The 26174-nt window shown below is 59.4% G+C and carries 28 protein-coding genes and 6 pseudogenes; 15 read left to right on the top strand and 19 right to left on the bottom strand.

Going from position 1 to position 26174, the window contains the following annotated elements; translation table 11 throughout:
- The first annotated feature begins 231 nt into the window (after window positions 1–231).
- The 4 genes from LB516_RS20990 to LB516_RS21005 all read left to right on the top strand — a co-directional run bounded on the left by LB516_RS20990 (window position 232) and on the right by LB516_RS21005 (window position 3196).
- Window positions 232–543 carry a hypothetical protein gene (locus LB516_RS20990; protein ID WP_140620510.1) on the top strand — a complete coding sequence of 104 codons (312 nt, stop codon included), beginning with the start codon at window positions 232–234 and terminating at the stop codon, window positions 541–543.
- A gap of 99 nt (window positions 544–642) precedes the next feature.
- A complete protein-coding gene (locus LB516_RS20995) occupies window positions 643–1551 on the top strand; it encodes a diacylglycerol/lipid kinase family protein (RefSeq protein ID WP_224720315.1) in 909 nt (302 codons plus the stop codon).
- A gap of 20 nt (window positions 1552–1571) precedes the next feature.
- Window positions 1572–2387 (top strand): metallophosphoesterase family protein, encoded by an 816-nt coding sequence (locus tag LB516_RS21000; protein ID WP_140620513.1) that lies wholly within the window; start codon window positions 1572–1574, stop codon window positions 2385–2387.
- Between the two features lie 101 nt (window positions 2388–2488).
- Window positions 2489–3196, top strand: coding sequence for a phosphatase PAP2 family protein (locus LB516_RS21005; protein ID WP_224720316.1), 708 nt, complete (start codon window positions 2489–2491; stop codon window positions 3194–3196).
- Between the two features lie 66 nt (window positions 3197–3262).
- On the opposite strand, the pseudogene LB516_RS21010 reads toward LB516_RS21005, so the two are convergent.
- Window positions 3263–5819 (bottom strand): annotated as a pseudogene (locus LB516_RS21010) (EAL domain-containing protein).
- On the opposite strand from LB516_RS21010, the gene LB516_RS21015 reads away from it, so the two are divergent.
- Window positions 5737–5907: a hypothetical protein gene (locus tag LB516_RS21015; RefSeq protein WP_224720335.1), complete on the top strand. Its 171-nt coding sequence runs from the start codon at window positions 5737–5739 to the stop codon at window positions 5905–5907. The pseudogene LB516_RS21010 and the gene LB516_RS21015 overlap by 83 nt on opposite strands.
- A gap of 275 nt (window positions 5908–6182) precedes the next feature.
- On the opposite strand, the gene LB516_RS21020 is transcribed toward LB516_RS21015, so the two are convergent.
- The 3 genes from LB516_RS21020 to LB516_RS21030 form a co-directional block, all read right to left on the bottom strand.
- A complete protein-coding gene (locus tag LB516_RS21020; protein WP_224720317.1) occupies window positions 6183–6524 on the bottom strand; it encodes a hypothetical protein in 342 nt (113 codons plus the stop codon).
- Between the two features lie 368 nt (window positions 6525–6892).
- A complete protein-coding gene (locus LB516_RS21025; RefSeq protein ID WP_140620521.1) occupies window positions 6893–7156 on the bottom strand; it encodes a DUF6894 family protein in 264 nt (87 codons plus the stop codon).
- A 16-nt stretch (window positions 7157–7172) separates the two neighbouring features.
- The gene (locus LB516_RS21030) at window positions 7173–7910 is read right to left on the bottom strand and encodes a Crp/Fnr family transcriptional regulator (RefSeq protein ID WP_140620522.1); all 738 of its coding nucleotides are present in this window, start codon (window positions 7908–7910) and stop codon (window positions 7173–7175) included.
- A 780-nt stretch (window positions 7911–8690) separates the two neighbouring features.
- Here LB516_RS21030 and LB516_RS21035 point away from each other — a divergent pair.
- Both LB516_RS21035 and LB516_RS21040 read left to right on the top strand, forming a co-directional pair.
- Window positions 8691–8957, top strand: coding sequence for a helix-turn-helix transcriptional regulator (locus LB516_RS21035; protein ID WP_318011835.1), 267 nt, complete (start codon window positions 8691–8693; stop codon window positions 8955–8957).
- A 268-nt stretch (window positions 8958–9225) separates the two neighbouring features.
- Window positions 9226–10733 (top strand): annotated as a pseudogene (locus LB516_RS21040) (protein adenylyltransferase SelO).
- Window positions 10734–10808: 75 nt separating this feature from the next.
- Here LB516_RS21040 and LB516_RS21045 read toward each other — a convergent pair.
- The 9 genes and pseudogenes from LB516_RS21045 to LB516_RS21085 all read right to left on the bottom strand — a co-directional run bounded on the left by LB516_RS21045 (window position 10809) and on the right by LB516_RS21085 (window position 16439).
- Window positions 10809–11135 (bottom strand): SemiSWEET family sugar transporter, encoded by a 327-nt coding sequence (locus LB516_RS21045; protein ID WP_140620524.1) that lies wholly within the window; start codon window positions 11133–11135, stop codon window positions 10809–10811.
- A 710-nt stretch (window positions 11136–11845) separates the two neighbouring features.
- Window positions 11846–12205 (bottom strand): dihydroneopterin aldolase, encoded by a 360-nt coding sequence (folB, locus tag LB516_RS21050; RefSeq protein WP_023773903.1) that lies wholly within the window; start codon window positions 12203–12205, stop codon window positions 11846–11848.
- Between the two features lie 3 nt (window positions 12206–12208).
- A pseudogene (folP, locus tag LB516_RS21055) lies at window positions 12209–12732 on the bottom strand (dihydropteroate synthase); the annotation flags it as partial.
- Window positions 12733–12927: 195 nt separating this feature from the next.
- Window positions 12928–13221 (bottom strand): hypothetical protein, encoded by a 294-nt coding sequence (locus tag LB516_RS21060; RefSeq protein ID WP_015316681.1) that lies wholly within the window; start codon window positions 13219–13221, stop codon window positions 12928–12930.
- Between the two features lie 239 nt (window positions 13222–13460).
- Window positions 13461–13970 carry an EF-hand domain-containing protein gene (locus tag LB516_RS21065; RefSeq protein WP_140722288.1) on the bottom strand — a complete coding sequence of 170 codons (510 nt, stop codon included), beginning with the start codon at window positions 13968–13970 and terminating at the stop codon, window positions 13461–13463.
- A gap of 376 nt (window positions 13971–14346) precedes the next feature.
- On the bottom strand, window positions 14347–14796 hold the full coding sequence (locus LB516_RS21070) for a DUF4112 domain-containing protein (protein WP_140722285.1): 450 nt from the start codon (window positions 14794–14796) through the stop codon (window positions 14347–14349).
- A 6-nt stretch (window positions 14797–14802) separates the two neighbouring features.
- Window positions 14803–15276: a YidB family protein gene (locus LB516_RS21075; protein WP_140716117.1), complete on the bottom strand. Its 474-nt coding sequence runs from the start codon at window positions 15274–15276 to the stop codon at window positions 14803–14805.
- A gap of 156 nt (window positions 15277–15432) precedes the next feature.
- Window positions 15433–15642: a DUF3072 domain-containing protein gene (locus LB516_RS21080; protein WP_140716119.1), complete on the bottom strand. Its 210-nt coding sequence runs from the start codon at window positions 15640–15642 to the stop codon at window positions 15433–15435.
- 152 nt (window positions 15643–15794) lie between these two features.
- On the bottom strand, window positions 15795–16439 hold the full coding sequence (locus LB516_RS21085) for a hypothetical protein (protein ID WP_181174566.1): 645 nt from the start codon (window positions 16437–16439) through the stop codon (window positions 15795–15797).
- On the opposite strand from LB516_RS21085, the gene LB516_RS21090 reads away from it, so the two are divergent.
- A complete protein-coding gene (locus tag LB516_RS21090) occupies window positions 16398–16847 on the top strand; it encodes an SDR family NAD(P)-dependent oxidoreductase (RefSeq protein ID WP_246671873.1) in 450 nt (149 codons plus the stop codon). The genes LB516_RS21085 and LB516_RS21090 overlap by 42 nt on opposite strands.
- Window positions 16848–17016: 169 nt before the next feature.
- Here LB516_RS21090 and LB516_RS21095 read toward each other — a convergent pair.
- Window positions 17017–17209: pseudogene (locus tag LB516_RS21095) on the bottom strand (Atu4866 domain-containing protein); the annotation flags it as partial.
- Window positions 17210–17861: 652 nt separating this feature from the next.
- Here LB516_RS21095 and LB516_RS21100 point away from each other — a divergent pair.
- Both LB516_RS21100 and LB516_RS21105 read left to right on the top strand, forming a co-directional pair.
- Window positions 17862–18314, top strand: a complete 453-nt coding sequence (locus tag LB516_RS21100) for a hypothetical protein (RefSeq protein ID WP_181174565.1) — start codon at window positions 17862–17864, stop codon at window positions 18312–18314.
- An 11-nt stretch (window positions 18315–18325) separates the two neighbouring features.
- On the top strand, window positions 18326–18532 hold the full coding sequence (locus LB516_RS21105) for a hypothetical protein (protein ID WP_140620253.1): 207 nt from the start codon (window positions 18326–18328) through the stop codon (window positions 18530–18532).
- A 243-nt stretch (window positions 18533–18775) separates the two neighbouring features.
- Here LB516_RS21105 and LB516_RS21110 read toward each other — a convergent pair.
- The 3 genes and pseudogenes from LB516_RS21110 to LB516_RS21120 all read right to left on the bottom strand — a co-directional run bounded on the left by LB516_RS21110 (window position 18776) and on the right by LB516_RS21120 (window position 19962).
- Window positions 18776–19494: pseudogene (locus tag LB516_RS21110) on the bottom strand (SOS response-associated peptidase).
- A 46-nt stretch (window positions 19495–19540) separates the two neighbouring features.
- Window positions 19541–19762: a DUF768 domain-containing protein gene (locus LB516_RS21115; RefSeq protein WP_140620249.1), complete on the bottom strand. Its 222-nt coding sequence runs from the start codon at window positions 19760–19762 to the stop codon at window positions 19541–19543.
- 50 nt (window positions 19763–19812) lie between these two features.
- Window positions 19813–19962 carry a hypothetical protein gene (locus LB516_RS21120; protein WP_181166477.1) on the bottom strand — a complete coding sequence of 50 codons (150 nt, stop codon included), beginning with the start codon at window positions 19960–19962 and terminating at the stop codon, window positions 19813–19815.
- A 143-nt stretch (window positions 19963–20105) separates the two neighbouring features.
- Here LB516_RS21120 and LB516_RS21125 point away from each other — a divergent pair, with 143 nt between their 5' ends.
- Window positions 20106–20792, top strand: coding sequence for a hypothetical protein (locus tag LB516_RS21125; RefSeq protein ID WP_246671872.1), 687 nt, complete (start codon window positions 20106–20108; stop codon window positions 20790–20792).
- A gap of 95 nt (window positions 20793–20887) precedes the next feature.
- Window positions 20888–22309, top strand: coding sequence for a winged helix-turn-helix domain-containing tetratricopeptide repeat protein (locus LB516_RS21130; protein WP_224720333.1), 1422 nt, complete (start codon window positions 20888–20890; stop codon window positions 22307–22309).
- 238 nt (window positions 22310–22547) lie between these two features.
- Here the strand turns inward: LB516_RS21130 and LB516_RS28935 are convergent, their stop codons facing one another.
- Window positions 22548–22682 (bottom strand): hypothetical protein, encoded by a 135-nt coding sequence (locus LB516_RS28935; protein ID WP_263492600.1) that lies wholly within the window; start codon window positions 22680–22682, stop codon window positions 22548–22550.
- 59 nt (window positions 22683–22741) lie between these two features.
- Entirely contained in the window at window positions 22742–22999 is a 258-nt protein-coding gene (locus LB516_RS21135) for a hypothetical protein (protein WP_140716133.1), read from the bottom strand.
- A gap of 122 nt (window positions 23000–23121) precedes the next feature.
- Here LB516_RS21135 and LB516_RS21140 point away from each other — a divergent pair, with 122 nt between their 5' ends.
- The 3 genes and pseudogenes from LB516_RS21140 to nadE all read left to right on the top strand — a co-directional run bounded on the left by LB516_RS21140 (window position 23122) and on the right by nadE (window position 26148).
- A complete protein-coding gene (locus LB516_RS21140; protein WP_140722270.1) occupies window positions 23122–24621 on the top strand; it encodes a winged helix-turn-helix domain-containing tetratricopeptide repeat protein in 1500 nt (499 codons plus the stop codon).
- Window position 24622: 1 nt separating this feature from the next.
- Window positions 24623–25101, top strand: a pseudogene (locus LB516_RS21145) (ferritin-like domain-containing protein).
- Between the two features lie 219 nt (window positions 25102–25320).
- On the top strand, window positions 25321–26148 hold the full coding sequence (gene nadE, locus LB516_RS21150; protein WP_140661328.1) for an ammonia-dependent NAD(+) synthetase: 828 nt from the start codon (window positions 25321–25323) through the stop codon (window positions 26146–26148).
- The last annotated feature ends 26 nt before the right edge of the window (window positions 26149–26174 follow it).

Raw genomic sequence — 26174 nt, forward strand, 5'->3', positions numbered from 1 at the left:
AGTACGCAACCCGTGCGCCTCCCGTTAACCCGCAAGCGGCACCGCTCTTGAAGCTAGCCCTTCGCGATCGCCCTATGCAGCACTGAAGGAAATCGTCTCGACGATGTCCGGGCGTGGAGACCTGCCCTCTGGCCACCCTTGGACCGGAACTGACTGGTTCCGCCGCTTCGGAACAAAGGCGAGCGTTCATCATTCCTTGCTGGAAGGGATGAGGTTTCAGCAGGCAGGGATATGGACACGAAAACTTTGATCCTGGGAACCTTGGCGCTTTGCCTTGCGGCTCCAACCATCTCTTCGGCCGCCGAGGCTGACGTGGTGATCTCCGCCCATCACCGGCATCACCATAACGGCATCAGATACAATGATGAGGGAGTTCGTCTTCATTACCGACCTCTCCGCCAAATTGCGTTCTATGACAGCGGTGATCATGAATGGCGCCACCGCCACGACCGCCGCGACACCGTCACCGTGACGAATTCCGTCCACCGTCATAACCAAAACCGTCCCGTGGTCATTCAGCAGGACGGCGGCGACAACGACTAACTGCCTGCCGACCCCCGGCTCCATGCCTCAAGGAAGGAGCCGGGTCAATCATGCTGGTGGTAGGCGGACCACTGGAGCGGCGTTTTGGAGATGCCAGAGGTGGCAGTTCTAGTGCTTATCAACGATGGAGCTGGAGCGGTCGCCGCACTCGACGACATTGCCACGACCGTACATGTCGGCTTGCTGAAGCGCGGAATCGAAGCAGAGGTAAGACTGGTCGCGGGCGGCCAGATCAGCGAAGCCGCCTCGCAATTCGTAAGCCAACAGACGAGGTCAGGTGAAAACATTCTGGTCGCCGGCGGCGGGGATGGCACACTCAGCTCTGCCGCGGCCGTCCTCGCCGAGACTGAGGTGGCCTTGGGTGTTCTCCCGCTTGGCACCCTCAATCACTTTGCAAAGGACCTCGGCGTGCCACTGGAACTTGAAGCGGCGATGGATGTAATCGCGGCGAGACGCCCGGTGCTCGTCGACGTCGCGGAGGTGAACGGTCGCGTTTTCCTGAACAACTCGTCGATCGGCCTCTATCCATTCTTTGTCGCGGAACGCTCTGCAGAACAGAAGCGACGTGGAGCGGGGAAACTAGCGGCAATCGGTCCCGCTCTTGTCAGGACGTTCAGGGCGGTATCTTGGCAGCTTGTGCGTATCAGCGCCGACAGCGGTGCGGACCAGGTGCTGACACCGTGCGTTTTCGTCGGCAACAATTTCTACGATGCCGGCGATTTTGGGCGCCGCAAAAGCCTGTCTTCGCGAGAACTGTGCGTTTATGTCGTCAGGCAGCGAACGTGGCTGGGACTGGCATTGCTCCCGTTCAAGATCGCTCTCGGCCTGATCGATACGCATCGCGACTTGGAACTGCTTCGGCCGTCCCGAATCGAGATCACCTCGAACAGAAGAGAGACCCTCGTTTCGGTGGACGGCGAGGCAACAAGGATGAAGATGCCGCTTCACTTTCAAACTCGAGCAGCGGCACTAAAGGTCCTCTCATTCCGCGACCCGGATACGAAGTAACCCCAGGTGGGAGATTGTGTTTGCAAACACTTGTGCACCTGTCCGACCTACATTTTGGCACCACGGACACCCGCATAGTAGATGCGATTGGCGCCGAGGTCTGGGCATGCGAACCAGATTTGGTGGTTATATCCGGTGATCTGACCCAACGAGCTCGCCGGGCGGAATTCCGTCAAGCACGAGAATTCCTCAATGCGCTTCCCACCCCACAAATTGTGGTGCCTGGCAATCACGACGTACCGCTCTTCAACGTCTTCGCGCGAACGCTCACGCCTCTTGCTCGATACAAGCACTATATCGAGGCAGATACGGATCCTTTTTATATTGATGACGAACTCGCAGTGGTCGGTATCAACACTGCACGGTCCTTTACAATCAAGGACGGCAGGATCAATGCCGGCCAGCTTGCTGCCATGACTGCCCGGTTTGGAGGCCTGGCTGACGAGACCACCAGGGTAGTCGTCACCCATCACCCGTTCGAAGGGCGAACAATCGGCCACGGAACCGGAGTCGTCGGACGAGCCAAAATGGCCATGGAGGCGTTCTCGAAAAGCCGCGTCGACATAATCTTGTCGGGCCATCATCACCTCCAACAAGCCAATCTCAGTACCGTTCGTTATGCGAAAGCGCGATATGCAGCGTTGCTCATACAGGCAGGGACCGCCGTCTCAACGCGCCGTCGCGACGCAGCCAACTCGTTCAACGTAATCCGCGTCGAACGTCCACGGATACGCCTTGAATGTCGTGCTTGGCAGCCGCAGGCGGGACAGTTCTCCACTTCGGCGAAGTATTCGTTCGGTCTGGGTCAAGATGGATGGGCGCTGGACGAAGCGTGACCCAGCAGCGGCCCAACCTGTTCGGACTTGACTTGATGGCGCCTCGGCAGCGAGCGGGGTACAAGGATTGACGAGACTTATCGGTTCGCTAGCTTGAACGGATGGAAATCAACCCGCCCTCTTCGTCAAACGGCTTTCTGCGAGGCTTTCGCAGCGACGCTATTTGGCTGATCGCCTCATTGCTTGTGGCTGGCGGCCTTGTCCTCGGATTCAGCCTCCTGGCCGAGGAGGTTATCGAGGATGACACGAGCACATTCGACCGCGCCGTTCTTATGGCGTTTCGGAGCGCCGATGATCCAACGAATCTGATTGGCCCGCCGTGGCTGGAAGAAATGGGCCGCGACGTCACGGCCCTCGGCAGCGTTGCGTTCCTGGGTTTTGTCTCGCTGGCGGCCATAGGTTACCTGCTGATAACGCAAAAGCGCAGATACGTCTGGCTGGTCGCCGCCGCCGTGGCTGGTGGTGAGGCCCTGAGCACAGTTCTCAAGGTCGCGTTTGATCGCCAGAGGCCCGACATTTTCCACACCACCAGAGTATTTACCGCCAGCTTTCCGAGCGGCCACGCGATGTTGTCCGCTGTCACTTTCCTTACGCTTGGAGCTTTGCTGGCCAGGGCAAGTCCTGATCGCCGGGTGAAAGGGTATTTCGTTGGCCTGGCGGTGTTCCTGACCATCATGGTCGGATTGAGCCGGATCTATCTCGGCGTCCACTACCCCACGGATGTACTTGCAGGATGGTGCGAGGGATCAGCTTGGGCAATCCTTTGCTGGTCGGTGGCCCATTTTATCGAACAGCGGCGCGCGTTCTGATCCCCTCACCTACCCTGTAGTCACGAAAAAATGCCAACGCCCGTTAACTCAGTGAGAGCCAGACGTCTATCCCGTGGCCGGCCATCTGCGAGATTGCGCGAAGCATTCTAAAGCCTTGGCGTCCATCGGTCGGCCGAGCGCGTAGCCCTGCAGCAGGTCGCAGCCGAGCTCTTTCAAGATGCGCGCATGCTCCATCGTCTCGACGCCCTCGGCCACCACTTCGATTCCGAGCGATTTCCCGATCTCGATGATGGATGACACCAAACGGCGTTGCGGCAGCGAGCTGGTGATGGGTGTGATCAGCTGGCGATCGATCTTCAGTCGCCGCGGCTGAAGCTTGAGCAGACTGACGATCGAGGCGTAGCCGGTGCCGAAATCGTCGATCTCAATGTCGATACCGAGGTCCTTAATGTGCTCGATGTTCCAGGCCACGAGGTCGTCATTCTCATCGAGGAAGATGGACTCGACAAGTTCGAAGGAGACCGTACCTTCGCGGATGTTGAGCTTGCGTAGGCCATCGATCAGGTCCTTGTCCTCAAGCCGGCGTGCCGAAACGTTGACCGAAACGTGTGGAATGTCGAGGTGTTGAAGCTGCCAGCGCTCAAAGTCGGCCAACGCCCTTTTGAGGACCGTTCGGTCGATCAGCGCGACGACGTTCAGTTCCTCCGCTACCCTCAGAAAGACGTCGGGACCCAGGATCCCGCGCGTCGGGTGCTGCCAGCGTGCTAAGGCTTCCACGCCGACAATGTCCAACGTGTCGGCGTCAAACTGCGGCTGGTAGAAAACGATGAATTCGTTGCGCTCGAGGCCACCCAGGATCTCGTCGGCGGTCCGCTTGGTCTGCACGATTTCACTTTGCAGCTCGTCGTTGAAGAACTCGTAGCGGTTTCGGCCCCGGCTCTTCGCCCGGTAGAGGGCGAGATCGGCATTGACCAGGAGCTGCCGTGCGTCGAACCCCTCGCCCGTATTCGCCGCAATACCGATGCTGACGCCGAACCGGCATTGGTGGCCACGAAAATCGACGGGTTGCCGCATCTCATCGATGATGCGGTCGGCCAGCGCGGCGAGCTCGGCGTCGTCGCGCCCGGCGCAAATCACCACGAACTCGTCGCCGCCAATGCGTGCCACGAAGTCGGCTGGTCCCGCATTAGCCGTGATGACCTTCGAGGCATGCATCAACATGGCGTCACCGGCCGCGTGTCCGAGCGTGTCGTTGATCTGCTTGAATCGGTCGAGATCCAGATGCAGGAGCGCAGTTCGTTCTCCCCGACGCGTGCTCGTCGCCAGCATGTCGTCGAGATAGCGGCGGTTCGGCAGCCCGGTGAGCGAATCGTGGAGCGCCACATGTTCGATGCGCCCCTTGGCCACTTCAAGCTCGGCGTTCCTGAGTTCCGACAGATGCCTTTCTCGCACTAGGTTTTCATTGAGCTCGACGTCGCTTGTCACGTCCCATTCGGCGCCGATCATCCTGGGCGTCTCGTTGCGCTCCTGGAAATAGGTCGCGCGCGTGCGCACATGCCGGATCTCGCCATTCGGATGGACAATCCGGTATTGCGAGGAATAGGGGCCCTTCACCGCCGCCGCGGCATCGAAATCCTGCTGCGCCCGTTCGATGTCCTGCGGATGAATCACTGACGCCCAGTCATCATAGCCGCGCGGCTTCCGGTCAGCCGGCTTGCCGTAGATTTCGTTGACTCGGTCGTCCCACACCAGCTCGTTGGTGGCGATGTTGTGCTCCCAGACACCGATCCCCGACGCATCCAGCGCGAGTTCCAGGCGACCGGACAATCGCCTGAGCTCGGCGAAGTTTTTCTGCCTTTCGCCGAACAGCCGCCCCGCAACGAGAATGGGCAGCACGACAAGCGCACCGGCCAATAGCATGATGGCCCGCAAGATCCAGGCATTCTTCGCCGATGAGGCCCAGCCACCTTTTGGGATTGCGGCGATCTGCCAGGAACCGGAGGGCAGGTGCACCGTCTCGGTCACTGGGTTGGCGCGCGTTATACTCTCGCCACCGAAAAAGCGATCACCAGTCCCGCCAAGACCGTCCTTGCCGGTCAGGGCGATCTCGATATCGAGATCGGCGTCCAAAAGGCCGCTTGCTTTATAGAGGCGCTCGACATCAACGACGGCCGAGACGATGCCCCAGAAGCGCTCACCACCGCCCGCCGTCTTCACGAAGACCGGAAAGCGGCCAATGAAGCCATGGCCGCCCTGCGCCAGGTCGACCGGACCGGCCAGCACGGGCGCCCGCAGGTCGCGCGCCCTGAGGGCGGCGGTGCGTTGGGCATCGTTCTTGCGGTAATCCAGGCCGATGGCCTTTTCGTTGCCAACCATTGGATACATGAGCGAGATAATGAGGTCCGGCGCGCCAGCGATGTTGCGCAGTTGAGATTCCTGCTCAAGCAGGTTGCTTGCCAGCGCCGCAAACCTCTGTTGCCCCATATAGGGCTCGGTCACGATTGCCGAAACGAGGCCGCGCGTAAGCTGGAGATTGCCGTTGATGTTGCCTTCCAGCTTGGTCCCTTATGATGTTCACTTTGGCCAAGACGTCGGCGCGCGCCAATTGGTCTGAAACGATCCTGTTTTCCCGGTCCGCCAAAACAGCGCAGATTACAAGCACCACAAAAGCGATCGCCGCCGGCACGTTTGCCGAAGAAAAAAACGAGTGTCTCAACCGGCTGAGACTGGATGCGGTGCTGGCCAATTGACCCAAATACCTTTCCCGGGACTAACCCTCGGCCGACCCTAGTAGAAAGTACTTAAATTTGGTTTTCCATGATGCCGGGCAATTTCAGCATTGGGTGGCGATAGCAAGGAGGTCACGTCCGGCGTGGGATCTCAGACAGCGGCACTCTTGGAAGCAGCGCTCCCGACGAGCATCCCGACCTGCCCGGACGAGCAACACGCCGCGCCTGGCTGGGTGCATCGGAAGGGCAATTTGACGTGCCTGCAGGTTGGGAGCGGGTCGGCGGCCCCGGCGCTCTCACTTTCGATATCGCGCCATAATAGCGCTGAGCCAGTTGAACAGACTGATTTCCTCAGGTCGCCCCTCCGCCTCCTGAATGGCGGTGCGGAGCGTGAGCTCCACCAGATCATCTGCAGCCTCGACGGATTGCGCTCGATAGGAGCGGGCGACCAATCTGAGCGCGGCAATCAGGCGTGGATCTGTTGCGTCGGAAAGTTCATCTGCCGCAACCTGGAGAATTTTTCGGCTATCGGTTTGGTCTTGAAGCAAGACATCCATCCCTGTTCTGGGGGGCGGTTCGTCACCGGAGTCGCGCTGACCATCGACGGATGGCGCAAACGCGTAAAACACCAGAGTCAACTTTGAAGCGTCCGCAGGCCGGACTGATAGAGCCGTTTACAGACTAAGCCGGGTATCGGGCCGAGCAAGCTCAAATGATAAGTGAAGGGGAGTTGGTACCAATCCGACAATCGAAATGCTGCCGGCTTGCTTTGAAGCGTCTTCACTTGGACTTTCTCGCTGCTTTTGAGCCTTGTGCGCTTGCAGCAGATGTTTTGGCATCTTTTGAATGGGCCGCGACTGGCGCCAGCACCGGTCGCCTTCCTCGAAACCTGGTCTCTGTAGCGACGTCTCGACCCCCGCTGTGTCGCGTACCGGCTGGGTCATCTCTCCGCAATTTCCAGCAGCAATGAAACAATGGGCTAAGCCTTGTCCTGACGTTCAGCAAATCACGGCTCGGCCGTCGGAGCACTAGGACGGCTCGATAGCAGCATTTGAAGAGAGAGGCTCAGCCTGACCAGCTTCTTGTCATTCTCGTCCCGGATTTCAATCGCCAATTGATGCCCGTCGACGTCCTTCAGGGAGTCTCGAGTCAAGTCGATCAGACCTGCTAGCGCCTCGTTTCGTGCGGCTTCGATCCCCCCACATTCGATGCCTGTCTCATCTTTGATGACCGCATCGCTTTCGTAGGTGTCAAAGAAATATCTCGCCATAGAACCCACCTCCACCTCACAAGCTCGTCGCGTTCCTTTGGTGCAGGTAGGCGGTCTCAAAGTCTCCGGCTCGAACGAGGCCAGGCCAGTCAACAGCGTGAAATCGGGAGCCCTCGGTAACAATCAGTCCGTCGCCTCGAAGATCCTGCAGCGTTCGGTTCACGTGCACGGTCGACAAGCCCAAGGCGTCGGCAAGTTCCGCCTGCGTAATCGGAAGCTCCGCCACATGGTCCTTGATGAGCCCCATAGCGCGAAGGCGGACGATGAGTTCGCACAGAATATGCGCCATGCGGGCATACGCGTCGCGCCTTCCAACGTTGGTGACCCACTCTCGATATATAGCCGCGTCGATCAGCGTCGAGCGCCAAAACACCGTCGCAATCGAAGGATGTTGGTCGCAAATGGCCCGCAACGCATCATGCCGCATGAAGCCAACGCTGACGCGCGTGAGTGGTGAGAAGGTACAATCCAAAACAGACAGGTGCATTCCGTGGAGATCAGGAATGTCGCCCGGAACAAAGAACGATGTGATCTGCCGTTTACCCTCCCCAGTCAATTTTGTGGACCCCACCAGACCCTCCAGGATCACAAATGAATGGGTGGGGCGATCTCCTTCGCGCACAATGTCCTGATCGGCCTGAAAGTCCCGCTTCTGGAATTCGATCCCCTCTAAAATGCCGATATCTGACTGCGTCAGATCACAGATTGTCTGAAGCTTACGGATCAAAACGTTCGGGGAAGTGGCCTGTGTCAATTTTCGTGACCGGATTGCGTTACGTGCCGAACTTGGGCTGGGCGCTAATGTTCCTTGCACCCGGTCTGGGAAGGACCTGTTAAAGGGCCCGAGGCGTTTGCCAACTCAACGGCTGCAGTTCCGGGGCGCCTGGACCCTTGGCCAGAGCTTTCGCCTCTCGGACGAGGAATGCGCAATTCGTCCCGAGCAGCGAAATGAACTCCAGTGCTTGTGCCGCCGTCACTCCGGTCCCTTTCACGAGCTTTTGGACAATGCCGCGCACAGGCTCGAGCGTCATAGGAGGGAATCCTGGGGGCGTCCTGACTGTAGACATTTGACGTACATTCCAGGTTCGTTTCTCTCCCCTCGGGAAGCCGACGGCGTCGAAGTGCGTAGCGAGGAATGCTGAGCAGTTTCCGCTCACGCTTTTCTTTATACTGCGGCCGTCACGGGCATCGAGCCGGAACAAATTGGGTTGATTTCGATTCGGAGAACCTGATCGAGGGATCTCATGACCTCCACCTTCAATTCGCCAATGCGTCCAATTTTCATCTCCGGGCCCCGATGCGCACGAGACGTAGAACCCCAGCCCTCTCGCTCGACGTCTCGCAGCGGCAGACACCTCCTCCTCGGGGAGGCTTAGAACTGGTTAGGAACCGGCAGACCTGGCTCGCGCAGATATATGGGCGGCCGTGATGTCGGCGTCGTCGCGGTTGGCCGCGCTGAGACGCATCCTGGGGAGCAGCCTGGGCCGTCCGATGCATCAAATGGGCTCGGGCTCGATGGCGAGAAGAGAGTTCGGTGACTGATCTGACGCCGGAGCAATCGCGGATAGCGCGAGGTCTGCTGAATTGGCCGCAGGTGCGGCTCGCCGTGAAGTCAGGCCTCAGCGAAGGTGCGATACGAGATTTCGAAAGCGGTCGGCGAGTGCCTGGCCCGCGTAAACTTTCAGCGATTCGAAATGCATTTGAAGCGGGCGGCATTCGGTTCTCCACAGATGGCCCGATCAAAGCACAAGGTGAAGCAGGAGCACTGGAGCAGTGCCCTGCGACCCGAGAAGGCGGTTAGGGAAATGCAGGCCGCCCCTTTGAAACCCAAGCAGGCCAAATGCTGTAGCCGCGCGTGCGGTAGCACAGGGCAGGAACGACGCCTTAGCCAGCCATGCGCGCTGCAGGCGTTTGGAGCGGGGGTGCGGCGGCAGCACCGGAGCAGAAGTTCGGGAAAGCTAACAAAGCCGCGGGATGAACCGGGAGCGAGCCGGCGGCCGCGGGTTGACATCGGCATGGACGCAGTGATCGACATGGTTCCGACCTCTGCCACAGCGAAGGAGAACCTCATGCCTTCATCCACAACCGGATCAGCCGTGCAGAGCCCGATCTGGCCCTTTCAGCAGAGCTATGCCCAGTTACCGGATCATTTCTTCGCGCGTGCCCCTCTCCACCCGGTTTCAAACCCAAGGCTAATCCGGCTGAACGAGCCGCTAGCTCTGGAGTTAGGACTTGATCCCGATCAGCTCGGGAGCCCTGCTGGGATCGCCGTGCTTGCCGGGAACAATTTTCCAGATGGACTGCACCCTATAACCTTAGCCTACGCTGGCCACCAATTCGGCAACTTCGTCCCGCAACTGGGCGACGGACGCGCAGCACTGCTGGGCGAGGTCGTCGATGTGCACGGGGTGCGTCGGGATGTCCAGCTGAAGGGTTCAGGACCGACCCGATTTTCGCGCAACGGCGATGGCCGTGCTGCGCTTGGTCCGGTGCTTCGTGAATACGTGGTCAGCGAAGCAATGGCTGCGCTCGGCATACCGACCACTCGAAGCCTTGCGGCGGTGCTTACCGGGGACCCAGTCTACCGGGAGCGTTGGCTGCCAGGGGCTGTGCTGACCAGGTGGCGGCGAGTCATATCCGTATCGGCACTTTCCAATACTTTGCCGCCCGAAACGACATAGAAGCGCTGAAGCTCCTTGCCGATTATGCCATCCTGCGTCATTTTCCCGAGGCGGCCAGGAAACCGAGACCTTACCTGGCTCTGCTTGAGGCTGTGATCGCGGCGCAAGCGGAACTGGTGGCGCGGTGGATGTTGCTCGGCTTCATCCACGGCGTCATGAACACCGACAACATGTTGATATCCGGAGAGACGATTGACTATGGACCGTGCGCGTTCATGGATTCATACGATCCACAAGCGGTGTTCAGCTCCATCGATCAACATGGCCGCTACGCCTACGGCAACCAACCTCGGGTGGCGGTCTGGAATCTGGCACGCTTCGCCGAGACCCTGCTGCCGCTCCTGAGCGAGCGCGAGGGTGAGTCAATCTCGCAGGCCGAGCAGGCACTAGGGGAATTTCACGCTCGCTACGAAGCTATTTTACATCGCGGGTTCAGGGCAAAGCTTGGGCTGCTGAATGAAGCTGACGGTGACTTGGACCTTGCCAACGATCTGTTGGATGTGATGGCGCGTGGGCGAGCGGATTTCACACTCACGTTCCGCTTGCTGGGAGATGACCTCGACATCCCTGGCACCCAAGCTACCGCCAGGAGGCTGTTTGAGGATCCCGGCCCCTTCGATGCCTGGTCGGTGCGCTGGCGAAATCGCTTGGCGCGGGACGGCGGCGCCACCTCGACGCGCAAAGCCGCGATGCACGGCAGCAATCCCAAGTTCATTCCTCGCAACCATCGCGTAGAGACAATGATCAAGGCTGCGGTGGAGGACGATGACTTCCGAATCTTCGAGCAATTGTTGGCAGTCGTGTCACGGCCGTTCGAGGAACAGCCCACACTGTCCTATTATGCGAAACCACCCAAGCCGCACGAGCGCGTTCTGCAGACCTTCTGTGGCACGTGACATCCCCGCCATGCCGCGAGACGCCACCGACGCGGGCGAACTCTGTAGGGCCGGGCCAAGCTAACGAGACAGGCCTCAGGACGCGGGCGGGCGAGGCCTCTCGGAGCCAGGCGAAGGATCGATTGCGTCCGCCACCATCTCCCTCTTGGAACTGGGAAGGACCCTCATCAGCAGGATAAAAGTGGCGAGCACGAGGCAGACAGCGTTGGTGACTATGATGGGCCATTCGCCTTTAATGATGCCAAAAGTCAGCCACAGCACGAAGCCCAGCACAGTGATGGCATACATCCACGCGGATATGCCAGCCGTGTCCCGGGTCTTGATGATCTTCCAGGCTTGCGGGGCAAAACTGGTCATTGAGCACAGCGCTGCCAGCGAACCGATGAGCGTGACCTTTTCCACGCAACCAACCTCCGACTATCGGCTTCATTCGCACGCCCGAAAGGCCCGCTTGTTCGACCTCGGCGATACCGGCAAAGTCTTTGGGTACCGAGGGCACAGTGCTTCCCCGGTTGGAAGCCGCCCAGCGAGAGCCAATCACAGCACTGGCCGAGACGGCCAGGGACGCCCTGCCGCATGGGGATGTTCCCACACAATCTGTCAGCAGATCAGAGCGGCTTCTGAGGGTGGTGATCAGGTTCGAAGCTCAGCCGCTTTGAGCGCGACAGCAAGTCGCGGGACGCTTGGATAAGGCGCCGTGTCTCCTCAATGGTACGAAGCAAGTCTTCAGCGCTCGCCCGCGCCCGACGGCTACCGAGGTGAGCTGCTTCCAAATAGATCTTGCGTGCTTGCCGGGGATCACTCATCGCTCGACTTTATAAGTTGGAAGCAAGCGGAAGAAACTAACGTGTGTTAAGGCAAGCGGATCTTTGTGATACCCCACCAAGTAGCAGTGCGTCTGGGCAACAACGAGCCCTGACACGTCGTCCGTCTCGCCGGCGGCTGACCGGTGACGCTGGGCGGCAGAAGGTGCGGTGCGTTGACGAAGCCAGGGTTGAGGCAGTTCGAACCCTGTCCAGAGGGATCTTCCAACATGCAAATTTACAGGAAATGAGCTTGAGGGCGACGCCGCCGGATCGCCCAGATTGCCGCCGAGGCTCAGATAGACGGTGTTATTCGGGCCAGACAACGGTCACCTCGACGTAATCGAGCACGCCAGGCACCGGCGCATTGGGCTTGCGAACGGTGACCTCGGCTTTCCGGATCTGGGGAAAGCGCCCGGTGAGAGCCTTCGCGACTTCCAGGGCCAGCGCCTCGATCAGGAAGCGCCGGTGTCCGGTGATGATCTCCTCGATGACGGTGAAGGCGACGCCGTAATTCACCGTTTCCCCGATGGCGTCATCGACGAGCGCGCGTCCCGGCTCGACGGTGAGCGAGGCATCGACATAGAAGCGCTGCCCCAGCGCTTCTTCCTCGTCCAGCACGCCGTGCCGGGCAAAGAAGGCGCAATTCTTCATGCGGATGACATACATGGCTCAGCGTTCCGATCCGGTTTCCCGCGCCAGCATAGCATCCGCCACCGCCAGCGCGTCCACGTTGATTGCGACATCATGGACGCGAAACAGATGCGCGCCCTTGAGCCGGAGAATGACGCTGGTCGCCGCCGTGCCGGCCGCCCGGTCGGCGGCGTCGCGGCCGGTGACGGTGCCGATGAAACGCTTTCGCGACGTACCGGCCATCAGCGGGAAGCCGAGCGCGCCAAGCTCGGCAAACCGTGCCATCAGATCGAGGTTTTCCTCCGCCGTCTCCTTGGCGAAGCCGAAGCCGGGGTCGAGCACGATATGGCCGTCGGCAACACCTTGCCGCGCCCGATCTCAAGCGATTTTCCCAAGAACGCCAGCTGGTCGGCGATCACATCGGGCAGCTTGTCGCGATCCCGTCCGGTATGCATGATGACGAGCCCGGCGCCGGTATCGGCCGCCACTCGCGCAATGTCGGGCTCGCGCTGCAGACCCCAGACGTCGTTGACGATATGCGCACCGCTCGCATGAGCTAGGCGTTTATCTTGTCAAAGTGGCCGTCAGGAAGTGCAGACCGTCAGCTAGCCATCGTCCTTTGAGGACAGCCGAGCCACCGTTGACTGAGTTTGAATCAGCGGTTTGGCGCACTGAGTCCGAAGCTGCCTTGCAGTATACCTCAGACGTGAAGCGGCATGCACTCGGTCATCGTCTGGGCCACACCATTGCCGCAGGCGCTAGACCAAAGCCATCGGCAGATATCGAATCACAACCTGCTCCTGGCGGAACCGCCGCTCCAATTCCGAACGCCGCCTTTGCCAATCGGGCAGATCGACTTCGTGAGTCATAACCTCGAAGATGACGATCTCGTCTGCTCCCTGCCTCCACACACCTTCCGCAGGCGCGCGCAAATACGCGGTGACACCGTCGAAGCGGAGCGCGAGCTCCTCCTTCACACGATCAAACTCTTGCTTGGCGAAGGGCTTTCCTGCGTTGTCGGCGCGAGGTAGCAGAATCTGGACCAGATGCATGTTTGCCCCTAAACCTCGCAATGCTTGCCTAGAGCCACTTCTTTGGAATGCTTGGCCTATGGTCGTCGACGGGCACAGCCGTCCAGCCTCGTGCGAGCTCTGCGCAGGTCTTTACCCCGTTGATCCTACCGAGTATCGGCGGAGCATGAGACGGTGGGGAGCCAAATACCGTGCTCCGAGCCATCTCCTGTGGGCCCTAGCTTCAGACGTCGAGCAGGCCGAGGTACAACCTGTCGGTGCTAACGTCGGTCCTGGTCTCCTCCGGGACGGAAAAAGGATTGGAGTTCCTGCATGTCGACGCTTTCATCGCCGTCCTCGTCGACAGCGTTGAAAATTCGCCCAATGAAATCCTGAACCTCCGTCCGCGACAGTGTACCATCACCGTCGGTGTCCATGATGGCGAACATGATCCTCATTTTGGCACCCTGCATCATATCGGCTCCCGCCCTGCGGCCGTGCTTCATACGTCCCGTATCACGATCGCTCATCTCGTCGTCCTGAAGCCTTGGGCCCCTGTGTCGCCAATCTGCCTCGGGGTCTCGATCCCTTGCTGTTTTTTCCTGCAGCATCTCATCCATCATCTCGCGCATCATTTGACGCATTGCTTGCTGGTTCTGTCCGGCTTCGTCCGCCGTCCGATCCTGGGCTGGTGATGCGGGCTTGGGAACATCCGCCGATTGCGCAAAGGCGGACGGGGCGAGCATAGCGAACGCGGCCGCCAATACTGTAGTCGTGAATGCTCGTGTCATTGGGTTTCTCCATTAACTGCCACGCCGACCACCCGGCGTGCTGTCCAAACCAGCAGGTCGGTTCATGGTTCCTAGGCATCGGGCGCAAAAGCGGCATAGCTCCGATCACCTCAGCAAAGCGCTGGCTGTCTTTGTCGGAATCGACCTTACCGATCACCTGATCGCTGCGCAGATTTGCCAGCGGCGCAACGAAGATCGGTCTTCACCGATTTTGCCGAACTCATTGAACCCACATCGACAAAGGTGGCGCAGATTCCGCAGCCAGTTCCGAGAGTGCGGCTGGATGAAACATTCCAAGTTGGCGGCAACGGCATCGTCTCCGGCCAACACCGGCCGCTTCCCGGTCGCGAACGCCGCATGGGTGATGCCCTGCGAACTACCGTTCAGCAACCTGACGGCTTAGATGGCCACGAAGCAGGCGGATGTTGCGGTTGTTCGACTTGTAGTAAACATCGAAGATCGATCCGAGGACGGGCACGCTTCCCAAGACGGTATCAAACAGCACATTGGCCACCATCCGAGCAACCAACAGCTTCCCAGCGCCGCATTTGCGGGCTCGCAGCACAATGTAAGCCGAGATCAACCCGGTTGCTGTATCGCCCAGCACAGGCACCAGGCCTACCAGAGCATCCAGTCCGAACCGAATTGGCGTTCCCGGGATTCGCCAGCGCGAATCAAGCAGCACTGCCAAGAGGTCGAGCTCGGCGATTGCCCTCGCAGTCTGGCGATCCACAATAGGCGTTTCGCTTGTCCCTACTTTCCGGCTGCCATTGCTCGCTCGATCCAATCTCCTCGGTTTCGCACCTCTCCAGTCCGCTTCCGTCATGTGGAATTAGCTTTGTATCGGCCGGGAAGGCACGTCGTCGAGCAGGTTGGGCTGGTCTGGGACTTTTGTTCGGTGGTCTGCTGGGAGGGTGCCGTCGGGGGTCATCTGGTTAACCGCATCGGGCAAATCCCTGGTAATCCTTGCAATCAGCTCCTCGCGCGAGAGGCCGGTCTGGCGGGAAAGTGCTTCCAGTGTCTGAGCGTCAATCGCCGTTTCCACCTCGTGCGCCTCGATCGGCTGGTTCGGCCCAGTGCCAACCCAGGAGTCCACCTTCGACCCGGCACCTGCATTTCTAAAGCGGTCAAGAATATCGCCCAGCGCGGTGCCGGATAGGCCCTTCGACACCTGGTCCAGTATCCCGCCTTGCGGATTATTGGGATCGCGCTCTCCCGCTCCGCGGATCGCCTCCGCGATCTTGTCGCGGTTTTGATAAGCCAAAACCCCCAGCATAGCGATCGCAAGTCTTCCTAGATTGGCCACTCGTTCCTCCTGTGGTTTCGAACATGGAGAAGGTCTCGCCCTGCCAAAAGTTCCCGCGATTGCCAGCAATATCAGGAACGGCTTGGCAATCGCGACCGCTCCATCGCGCGAGACGGAAGGTCAAGTTTAGTAACGATAGAGCGCCCGAGCCGGTGCTTAAAGTTTCAGCTTTGCCCTCAGTGCATCTATGCGCTTAGACGCCTCTGCCTTGCTGAGGTTGTCTGCAAAGCTTTCCTGATCCTCAGCCTGCTCACACAGGGTTTTCAGATAGGACGCCTGGGACGGCGTCATCGGGTCGCCACCACTCACCCATTGGTCAGGATCTTTCTCGACGTTTGCATCGGTTTTTGCGCGCAAGTCTTCCATTGCAATCTCCTGTCGTAGCCTAGGGAATGCGTTTGATCTCTTTTTGTTCCAATCGTTTTCTCAAGGCTGAGGCTCGCTTAGGTTGGGCTGGGGTGTCAGGCACGGCGGCGGCCAGCATGCGCGAGTGATAAAGCAAGAAACGGCCTTCCCCATTAAGCGTCAGCTTGCAGTTTCAACACGAAATCCCTCAATTCGTAACCGCCCGCCATATCCGCAACAGCTATGAACTCATTTTGGAGTCGCTGGAATATCGTGGCCTGTGACCTGCCATCGAGTTCATCGGCACTTCGACCGAAAACCAGCAAACCGCCATCGACAACCGTCTTTGCCACGGCGGTTACCGCGCGTTCGATTTGAAGACGAGGAAAGTTCCTCGTCCCAAGGGCGTTCATCACGCGCACGACGTCATACCGCACTGGCGAGGGCGAAAAAAAATCATCTCTGGTTGCCATGAAGCGACCGTCAGACTTCGTCTTTGCAATGACATCGGGATGAAAAAGCGACACGCGAGTTCGCGTTGCAAAGCTGGGGGACAACAGCCAGGCGAGAAACTCATTTGCCCGCTTGCTACGCAATGCGATAGCACCCAGCGCTACCTGAAGGACAACATTGTCGCTGTCGTAAAGGACCCAGCACACCCCTTTCCGGGCAGCGCTAATCTCATCGTAATAATCGCTTGCCGTCATCAAGCTCGCCGGATCACAGGCGGCGCGCATCGGATCGAAGACTATCCCACGGATGATTTCGACAGAGTCTTGCGCACCAACCTGCGCAGCGTCTTTCTCTGCATGAAGCATGAGCTTCCGCTTCTAAAGCGCGGTGGCGGCGGTGTGATCTGCAACACTGCCTCCGTTGCGGCACTGACTGGCCCAGGCGGGATGTGTGCCTATGCGGCGTCGAAACATGGTGTTCATGGGCTGACGCGGGTCGCGGCGATGGAGAACGCCGCACACGGGATTCGAGTGAACGCCTTGGCGCCGGGGTGGACCGAGACCCCAATGGTCGTAACGGCAAGCGCCCAAAATTCATCCTTTGCGGCACAGACGACGAACGCCATTCCTGCCAAACGAGGCGGTAGGCCGAGCGAAATTGCCGAAGCGGCCGTTTGGCTGTGCTCAGGCGCCTCAAGCTATGTTTTCGGCCAGATGCTGATTGTCGACGGGGGAATGACCATTGGCGGATTCGAGTTTGAGGAGATCGCTTGACTGCCTGGTCAATTCCTACTGACGCATAGTGCTGTCGGAATGGCGGCCCTACGTACCTGAGGCGTTCCATCGTTGCTATGGCACCAATCTGCCAGAATAACGAGCTGCATTCTACTCTTCCTTCGGGATAGGGCGCTCGGCCCGACGCTCCGCGCCCGGGTGAACGCCGCTAACGCGGAATTTTACGACGTCGATAGAGCACGATGCCAGCATGGTAGAGGACTCCATCTCTGAACTCACCATCGGCTGTGAAGCCGGTGTCATCCCAATAATCGATGTGGTTGCCACGGACCTCGTATCGGCCCTGGGTAAGCACTTTCTCCACGGCCACGCGCATCGTCATAGCGACCGTTCTGGAGGAGCGTTCGCTATCGCCGAGCGTGTCGCAAGCGGTGACGAACAAAGGTAAGGGCCCAGCTTCGACCTTATCTCGTTGACGGCGGCTCCAATGCTTTCAGCGGCTTGTTTGTCTAACGCGTTCTCCAGCAGACCTGCGGTGGTTTGGACAGACAGGATTCCGAGCGTGTCATCTCCGTCTGCGAATGTGCTGACGTGAATTTCTGTCGGCACAAAAGGTCGTGCCTTGCCCGTTGACTGTTTCAAGCAGGGTCTTCCCTGCCTACTCACGGTCACAATGTCGGTTCGATCGTTCTTTTGCAACCGGGCCTTCGTCCGGCTTCGCGACTTCAAATTCCGGATGGTAGCTGGGTACATCTCAAGAGCTGCCCTCTTCTCGCAAACACCCGGACGCTAACAGGGCCCGGGGCGTATTGCGCAGGCTTACTTCTTGGCGGAGTCGGCGGCGGCCACCTTAGCGGGCCGCGACGGGTTGTGAAGGCTTGCCACAGGTAACGGCCTAGGCCCGCCAGGTAGGTTGCAGAGGTACCCGGCGGGCATCTTTGCAACGCTCCGAGAAAGAACCGCTCATCCCCTGAACCTTTCGGTGTACCAGGTGATCTTGCCGTCCACCTTCATCGGCTTGTGGATCATCAGACGCTTCGGAAGGTGCTCCGGATGGACTTCAAGGAGCGTGATCTTGATCGATGGCTTGCACCGGTTGCAGTCGAATTTCAGCTTCAAAGGATCAACGCCGCCGCCATAGACCATCATGAGATCGGCCGATCTGCAGTAACGGACATTGCCGCAACTGCATTCCACCTTCACAAGCATATTGTGCCGGGTCGCCTTCCCCAGCGTGTCGATCGGATCATGCGCCATGAGAACAGAAAAGGAACAAATTCCTTGCCCGTCAAGCAGTCTTATGGAATCTTTCCGCAGATGAGCGACGAACCGACCAGGCTTCCCGACGGCATAACGCCCGTGCCGCGCGAGCGCGCCAGAGTGCTAAGGCACATGTGCGAGCGCACAGGTTGCGCGAAGCGCGGAGGGTTCGGCTTTGCTCGGCCTCGCCAGGATCCGCATTGGTTCTGTTTCGAGCACCGAGATGATGGGGAGCGCTATCTCTGAAGGAGGAAACCATGGCAGATAGACCACCGTATATGCCCACAGGAATTGGCATCGGCATGCTGAGGGACGACGAAACGAAGATCGGCGTCCTGATTTTCGAGACGGCGGAAGGCAATTTCGACTTCGCAGTCAACTTGCAGGCTGTCGACGTCATTCGGAAGGCGCTCAGCAAAATCGAGACGCACCTCACGAACGGCAAAATCTCGGACGTGGATTAGCCGGTGAAACTATTTTATGCCCCTGACGTTCTCGCCGTCTCAGGTAGGTGGGCAGGTGGTACTTGGCAGGATTTAGGAAGTTCGGGTGTCGGCAATGTCTCGGCGCCGGCAAGGTTTTTCAATGCGCAAAGTGGCTGAGCTCAAACGGCACGTGTTGCCCGACGGGAGTGCACCGAACCGGCTGCAAAGGGTCTACGATCAGATGCCCTATGTGTCGTGGCAGCGGCCTCCAAAGCCCGGAACCTAGACGTCAAACAGATCAGTAGGCCCGCGACCGATCTCATCAATGATGTCGGGCGTGTTGTTGCGCGGAGATCCGACCTTGCTGTCGATCGGCCACATCTTCATTAGATCGGACGGAACGGGCTTCATCAGCTCGCGAGGGTCCTGCTCCGGCCCAAGCCAGCGCATGTACTCGGCCGGCGCCAGGATCACCGGCATGCGGTCGTGGATGGTCGCCATCAGATCGTTGGGCTCGCAGGTGGCGATGGCAAAGGTCCGCACAAGTTCGCCCGTAAGCTTGTCGGCATACTCTTCCCATATGCCGGCCATGGCGAAGGGGTCATCAGACTTCATAGCGATAGCATAGGGCTGCTTCTTCTTCCCCGACGCGTCGAGCTTCTGCCATTCGAAATAGCCGTCGACGGGCACCAAGCAGCGGCGCGTATTGTAAGCCTTGCGGAACAAGCCATTACTGGCAATGGTCTCGCAGCGGGCGTTGACCGGCGGCGGGCGGCCGTCACCTTCCCGAGCCCATCCCGGGGCCAGGCCCCAGCGCGCCGACATAAAGCCGGCCATGCTGGTCGACAGCTCTTCACGGATGATGATCGGGTAGGTCAGGCTCGGAGCACCGTTCCAGAGAGGAAAGCTGTTGCCAAGCCGTTCGACCTCGCCAGGATGGGCGATTCGAACCGGCGAACCATGTCGGGGATTGTGGTCTTTACGAAAACTCGTCCGCACATGCACCAGAGATAGGGACCCGAAAAGCAATAGTCTACTTCGGGACCGCTATTCGATCGCGCCACCCTCATGATTGCTGACAGCCTCCGCTATTACGGCGAAGACGCTGTCGACCTCCTCATCTATCTCACGCGGCCGGATACCAGCCTTGATCGCGTCGGCCATGGCCTGATCGGCAAGATGAGCGATCAGGCCCGGATCGACGGAAGCATGTTCGGGTATATTTTCGCTCATCCAGCGATAGAGGAAATCCACGCCGCGTGTGCTCATTCGGCGATAAGTGCGATGGGTGCCCTAAGTTCCCGGCTGGCACGCGTTGGCTATTGCTTATCCCGGAAATCGAGCAGCTTGGCGTAACGTAGCTTCTCCTCGCCCTTCAGGAACTTCACGCGGCCGACGAGGCCCGGCCTTAGCCATTCGGCCTTTTCCTTCGTGAGACCTTTCGGCGGCGGCGCGCCGATCTTACTCACGACACGGTCATTCGTACGGATGACGCATTTCCTGGTTCGTCGGCTAAGATTACTATCGGACGGCTCCCCTCAGTCTGGATTAAAAGATGATCTTGGAGCTATTTGGGCCCTCCGGCGCTGGTAAGACCACCTTGGCGTCCGAGTTGGCACGCGATCTGCGAGGTCAGGGCCAGCCCGTTCTTTTGCATATCGCTGACCGTGCACACCCGGTTAGAAGAGCCGCCTTTAAACTGGTTTCTGGCGTTCATTCAAAGTGGATTGGACAGCATTCTCTCGGAGAACTGTTTGAGATTCTCCCACCCAAGAACGAGATGTGGGCAGCTCGTCTGAACTGGCATCTTGAGGCTCTTTTGCAAGCTTGGCGCGCCGCAATGGCGTCTAATCAAAAGATCTCAATTTTTGACCAAGGTATGGTTCAATTCGTATCCTCACTGGCTTTGTTCAGCGACATCACGGATCGTGAAAGAGTGTCGCGTGCTCTCGAGCTTCTGCCCAAACCGGACCTTCTTGTCCGATTGCGGGCGCCAAGGCGAATTCTAGAGGTGCGGTTGAGGGAACGCCGGCGTACTCTCGGGATCATTCAGAAGTTCCTCGATCTTGATCTGCAGAGCAGTCTTGATCAAATCCACCACATTAATCTTGTCGAGGAAGAACTTAAATCGTTCCCGGTACCCACTATTTGTGTCGAGAGCTTGGATTCAGACGGCCTCAGAGCCGCCACCCGAGTAATAACGCTTCGATTAACAAGATTGCGCGGCGCGGCCGATATTCAAACGGGCTTGGTATCAACGAAGAGAGATCGCCGACCAGAGCAAGATGTTGCGGATTAGAACGGCCAACGCCATCCACGGCGCACCTCCTTTAGCAATTAGCTAAAATAGTTTAGCAAGACCAAGTGTTTGAAGGCCGCATGACTCTGATATAGCTGGTTAGACATGCCGGTGAGGTTCTGGCCAAGACCGATCTGATGGACATTGCCTGGCCTGGAATATCGGTTGAGGAGAGCAACTTATCCGTCCAGATCGCGTGTCCCAGGAAACTCCTAGGCCCGGGATCCGACGGAATTGAGTGGATCGCGACGATTCCACGGATCGGCTACCGCTTTGCCGGCGAGATAGAAAAATTGGACGACGCGACAGCAGCACGCAGCCCGTCGGAACCCGGTCCTTCGATAGCCGTGCTACCATTCGCCAACCTTAGCGACGACATCGAGCAGCAATATTTCGCCGATGGGCTGGCGGAAGACATAATCACCCGCATCTCACGGCTGCGCTGGCTCTTCGTATCCGCGCGAAATTCTTCGTTCAGCTACCGGGGGAAGGTCGTTGACGTGACGCAGGTCGGGCGCGAGCTCGGTGTGCGCTACGTCCTCGATGGAAGCGTGCGCCGCTCGGGCCAAAGGCTCAGGATAGGCGCCGAGCTCAGCGATACCCCCAGCGGCCGCCAAGTCTGGGCCGAGCGCTACGACGTTCAACTGGCCGATTTCTTCGAGCTCCAGGACCAGATCGTCGACAGCGTTATCGGTGCCATCGAGCCGAGACTTTATGCGGCTGAGCACCAGCGCTTCCAGGGCCGCTCGCCGGGCAATCTGGATGCCTGGGGGTTCGTCATGAAGGCGATGCCCTATGTCTGGACGTGGGGATCGGCGGCCGAGATCGATGCCGCCGAGGGACTGCTGAAGCAGGCCACGGATCTCGACCCCGACTATCCGCGCGCCAACTGTCTGCTGGCACTGATGCTAACCACCCGGGTGCTGCTCGGTCTGGACGCGCAGGCCACGCACCTGCCAGCCGCCCTCGAGATGGCGGAGCGGGCGATCCGGCGCGAGCCCGAAGACCCGTGGACACACTTCGCTGCCGGTTTTGCGTGCATGGTGGCGCGGCACTTCACCCAGGCAGTGGAAGCGCTGACGGAGGCGATCGCCCTCAACCCAAGCCTCGCGATCGCCCACATGATGTTAGGATCGACCTACGGCTACGGAGGCATGCCCGATGACGGCCTGCACCATCTAGCGCTGGCGGAGCGGCTGAGCCCGCGCGACTTCACCCAAGCAGCGAACCTTTCGATCAAGGGCATGTGCCAGTTCGTGGCTCGCAACTTCGCCGAATCCGCGCTGCTTGAAAGCCGAGCGGTAAAGCTTCGTCCTCACTTCGGAACGGCTTGGCGAACATTGGCCGCGGCGGCCGGTATGTCAGGCGATCACGCTTCCGCCGCTCGAGCTCTCACCGAAGCGAGACGGCTGCAGCCGTCGCTGTGCGTGGAATGGGTCGAGAAATATTACCCCATGGTACGGGCCGAAGACCGAGCACTATACATCACAGGGCTCCGCGTTGCAGGTCTCAGCTAAGGAGCCGACCGCGAGCCCGTTGGACCAATGTCCGGTTATGGCGCAATATACCGGCTGGTATTCATGACCGGAATTGGTCGCATTGCGGTCGAAGGTCGATGACTCGGTGAAAGGAGGCTTTCGCGGCCTCGCAGCCCGAAACCTGGGAGCCCGTTTCCCACCCCCAGCCCGAACTAGCAGCACAACAATACCGTCCCGCGAAGAGGTCATCCGCCGTACACGAATGACCCCTACGGCGTCAGATTTCAGTTCGTTCTGCTAAGAGCAAAGCGTCTTCGATATCGACGCCCAAATACCGCACTGTATTCTCGATCTTGGTATGCCCGAGCACGATCTGAATGGCGCGCAGGTTGGCCGTCGCCTTGTCGATCATAGCAGAGAATGCGTGCCATAATCCGATGCTCGAAATGGCAGTGAAATTATGGATGCAAATCACGCCTGCCAGAACGGCTTTTGGAGTTCCGCCTCGACGGCTGCCAGGGTGAGACCGACGTCGTCGATCCGCTGAGGCCCATCTTCCGCCAGTCGCTTCAGCTCCTCGCGATAGAACATGCGCTCGCGCCAGACCGCGACCAGCCCGCGCAGGGCGATGAGTCTCGCCCAGACCGATGCCGGTCCAGTCGTCCACGTCGGCTGTTCGCTCCAGAGAGACTGGTAGAATCTTGAGGTAAGAGAAAGCTGCGTGCTCATTTGGCTCGTCCTTTCTTGGTGCTGCTAGAATCGATGACGCTACTTTGGCGGATCAGCGGACCTGCGTACTAAAGCGCGGCCGAAACTGTTCCGAAAAATTCCGAAACGTCTAATATGGCGTGATGCAACGGGTTCACCTCGCCTTTGGTCCGTTCGTGCTCGACCCTGAGAAGGGGACGCTCCTGCGGCAAGAGCTACCGATCTCCATCGGGCATCGCGGCATCACGCTGCTCGCCACGCTTGCAGCGCGGTCCGGCGACATCCTGACCAAGGCCGAGCTGATGGAAGCTGCCTGGCCGGGTCTGGCGGTCGAGGAAAGCAATCTCACCGTCCAGATTGCGACGCTGAGGAAGGCGCTCGGCCCTACCGACCAAGGTGGCGACTGGATCGCCACCGTGCCTCGCGTCGGCTACCGTTTCACCGCGCCTGTCGAGCGCGTGGAAGGTTCAGTGCAGCGACGGATCGCGCCGTCCGGCAAACCCACCATTGCCGTGCTGCCCTTCGCCAATTTGAGCGGCGATCAGGGCCAACACTATCTGAGCGACGGCATTACCGAGGATATCATCACCGAACTGGCGCGATACCGGTCGCTCGTGGTGATCGCGCGCAATTCATCTTTTCAGTTTCGTGGACCAGCGCCGGACCCTGCGGAAGTCCACCGGCAACTCGGCGCGCGCTACGTCGTCGAGGGCAGCGTACGACGGCTGGGGGACCGCATCCGGATCACGGCGCAACTGATCGACGGGCCCAGCGGCTTCCATTTGTGGGCTCAACGCTACGACAGGGCGCTTGAGGACATCTTTTCGGTTCAGGAGGAGGTGGCGGCCCTTGTGGCTGCAACCGTCCAAGGCGCTGCCGAGGCAGATGCGACTAACCGCTCGCGGCGAACGCCGCCGGTCGATTGGGCCGCCTACGACTACTACTTGCAGGGTCGCGCGCACTACCATCAGTATGAAATGGACAAGGGCGAATCCATGTTCGCCCGGAGCGCCGAACTCGATCCGGCTTTTGCTCAAGGTCATGCCTATCTGGCGCAGTGCCTGGTTGCGCGCTTCTGGTATGACCACGATCATCGTACGCTGCAAAGAGCCTTGCAGTCTGCGCGCACGGCGCTCCTGCTCGACCGGAATGACGGCATCTGTAACCAGAGCATGGGTCTTGTGCTTGTACATATGCGCCAGCATGGGGATGCCGGACTGCATTTCCAGCAGGCCCGTACGCTCAATCCGCACGACGTCAACATTGCCGGAGACTATGCGAGCTGGCTCAACTACGGCGGCCAGCCTCAGCAGTCCTTGGCGGTCCTCGAAAGGGCCATACTGCTCGACCCGTTGCCCCCGGTCTGGTTCTGGGAGGTGAAGGGCAGCGCGCTCTTCCTGCTCGGCCGATATGCCGAGGCCATCGACGCTTATCGGAAGGCCGGCGACCAGTTCTTCATCCATGCCTTTCTTGCGGCGGCCTACGCACATCTGGGCGAGATTGAAAACGCCCATGTCGCAGTCGAGGCCACACTGAGCCGGCAACCGGACCTCTCGCTTGGCTACCTTGCCCACCTTCCCTTCGCAGACCCGTCATCATTTGAACTCTTCCTCTCCGGCTTCAGAAAGGCCGGCTTCTTATAGGATCCAGTCCGAGAACTCATCGCTGCATTTGGACATCTATTTCGCCGAGAAGAAGATCCTGGCAACCCTTCCCAAGATGGCAAAGGCAGCGCAAAGCCCTGACCTCAAGGCAGCTTTCGAAAAGCACCGCGGCCAGACCCAGGAGCACGTCGCGCGCTTGGAGAAAATATTCGAAGCCCTAGGCAAGAAGCCCCAGGGCAAGACCTGTGCCGCCATATGGGCATCACCGAGGAGGGCGCCGAAATCATGGACGACTACAAGGGCTCTCAGGCTCTCGATGCTGGTCTCCTTGCGGCGGCTCAGGCAGTAGAGCACTATGAAATCTCCCGCTATGGTACGTTGCGGACCTGGGCTAGCGAGCTCGGCATGGCCGAAGCGGTTAAGCTTCTCGAGCTTACCCTTGGCGAGGAAAAGGACACCGACGAAGCCCTTACGCAGCTCGCCGAGTCAGCCGTGAACGTCGCTGCCGAGGCAGCTTAGGAACTGCGACTACGGTGTCTGTCATTCGCCGAGAGAGACTCGCGGATACCGCACCATATGGGTCGGTATCCGCGGCGGAACGCTTGGGAAGATCAAGCGCGCCCTGGTCTGACGGCATGGCCAAAACGCTTTCCGGTTTTCCCACGCAGGCGCAGACCGGGTCGCCGGAATCGGCACCAACGACGTTTCATTCTTTGAACAGCGGGAGCAGAAAGGGATATGACACAACAAGAAGCGATCATCAGCGCCTTGCGCGTCGCTGCGAGTTTCGATGCCGCCGCGGAGGCACGCCGACGCATCGACTTTCTAAGCGGGTACCTGCGTGCAGCCGGCCTCTGCACGTACGTGCTAGGCATAAGCGGCGGTGTGGATTCGCTCGCGGCGGCACTTCTGGCTCAACAGGCCGTAAGCGAACTGCGGAGGGCAGGATACGACGCCAAATTCCTTGCTGTTAGGCTGCCGTATGGGACGCAGGCCGATGAGAAGGACGCTCAGCGAGCACTCGAGACCATCGGAGCTGACGAAGCGCACAGGCTCGACATCAAACCGGCGGCCGACGCGATGCTCGACTCGATCAGGTCGGCTGGCGTGGAGCTCGGCAATGCTCGTCGGGAAGATTTCTTGCTGGGCAACATAAAGGCCCGTCAGCGCATGATCGCCCAATTCACACTCGCCGCTGCCAGACGAGGGCTGGTCATTGGTACCGATCATGCGGCCGAGGCAATGATGGGCTTCTTCACCAAGTTTGGCGACGGCGCCGCCGACATCCTTCCCCTTGCCGGGCTAAACAAACGCCGGGTGCGCGCGCTGGCGGCGCATCTGGGCGCTCCGCCGCAACTCGTCAACAAGGTGCCGACCGCAGATTTGGAGAACCTCGTGCCGCTTCGTCCTGACGAAGATGCGTATGGAGTAACATATGATCAGATTGACGATTTCCTCGAAGGTAAGGAAATCGACGAAGCGGCGCGGAAGCGTATCCTTGATGCGTATTTAAGCACCACTCACAAGCGTTCGCTTCCGGTGGCACCCGATCTCCCGCTTCGCTAGCGGCGTTTGGTCCTTGCCACCGTCGG

It is taken from the genome of Mesorhizobium sp. CO1-1-7 (assembly GCF_020164885.1).
Taxonomy (GTDB): Bacteria; Pseudomonadota; Alphaproteobacteria; order Rhizobiales; family Rhizobiaceae; genus Mesorhizobium; species Mesorhizobium australicum.

Bases quoted from the DNA above. Each gene is read 5' to 3' on its own strand.
- LB516_RS21025 (WP_140620521.1), bottom strand. From the start codon at position 7,156: ATGGCGAGATATTTCTTTGACACCTACGAAAGCGATGCGGTCATCAAA.
- LB516_RS21005 (WP_224720316.1), top strand. From the start codon at position 2,489: ATGGAAATCAACCCGCCCTCTTCGTCAAACGGCTTTCTGCGAGGCTTT.
- LB516_RS21105 (WP_140620253.1), top strand. From the start codon at position 18,326: ATGGCAGATAGACCACCGTATATGCCCACAGGAATTGGCATCGGCATG.
- LB516_RS21135 (WP_140716133.1), bottom strand. From the start codon at position 22,999: ATGAGCACGCAGCTTTCTCTTACCTCAAGATTCTACCAGTCTCTCTGG.
- LB516_RS28935 (WP_263492600.1), bottom strand. From the start codon at position 22,682: ATGATCGACAAGGCGACGGCCAACCTGCGCGCCATTCAGATCGTGCTC.
- LB516_RS21140 (WP_140722270.1), top strand. From the start codon at position 23,122: ATGCAACGGGTTCACCTCGCCTTTGGTCCGTTCGTGCTCGACCCTGAG.
- LB516_RS21065 (WP_140722288.1), bottom strand. From the start codon at position 13,970: ATGACACGAGCATTCACGACTACAGTATTGGCGGCCGCGTTCGCTATG.
- LB516_RS21100 (WP_181174565.1), top strand. From the start codon at position 17,862: ATGGACTTCAAGGAGCGTGATCTTGATCGATGGCTTGCACCGGTTGCA.
- nadE (WP_140661328.1), top strand. From the start codon at position 25,321: ATGACACAACAAGAAGCGATCATCAGCGCCTTGCGCGTCGCTGCGAGT.
- LB516_RS21085 (WP_181174566.1), bottom strand. From the start codon at position 16,439: ATGCTTCATGCAGAGAAAGACGCTGCGCAGGTTGGTGCGCAAGACTCT.
- folB (WP_023773903.1), bottom strand. From the start codon at position 12,205: ATGTATGTCATCCGCATGAAGAATTGCGCCTTCTTTGCCCGGCACGGC.
- LB516_RS21070 (WP_140722285.1), bottom strand. From the start codon at position 14,796: ATGACGGAAGCGGACTGGAGAGGTGCGAAACCGAGGAGATTGGATCGA.
- LB516_RS21060 (WP_015316681.1), bottom strand. From the start codon at position 13,221: ATGCATCTGGTCCAGATTCTGCTACCTCGCGCCGACAACGCAGGAAAG.
- LB516_RS21080 (WP_140716119.1), bottom strand. From the start codon at position 15,642: ATGGAAGACTTGCGCGCAAAAACCGATGCAAACGTCGAGAAAGATCCT.
- LB516_RS21115 (WP_140620249.1), bottom strand. From the start codon at position 19,762: ATGAGCACACGCGGCGTGGATTTCCTCTATCGCTGGATGAGCGAAAAT.
- LB516_RS20990 (WP_140620510.1), top strand. From the start codon at position 232: ATGGACACGAAAACTTTGATCCTGGGAACCTTGGCGCTTTGCCTTGCG.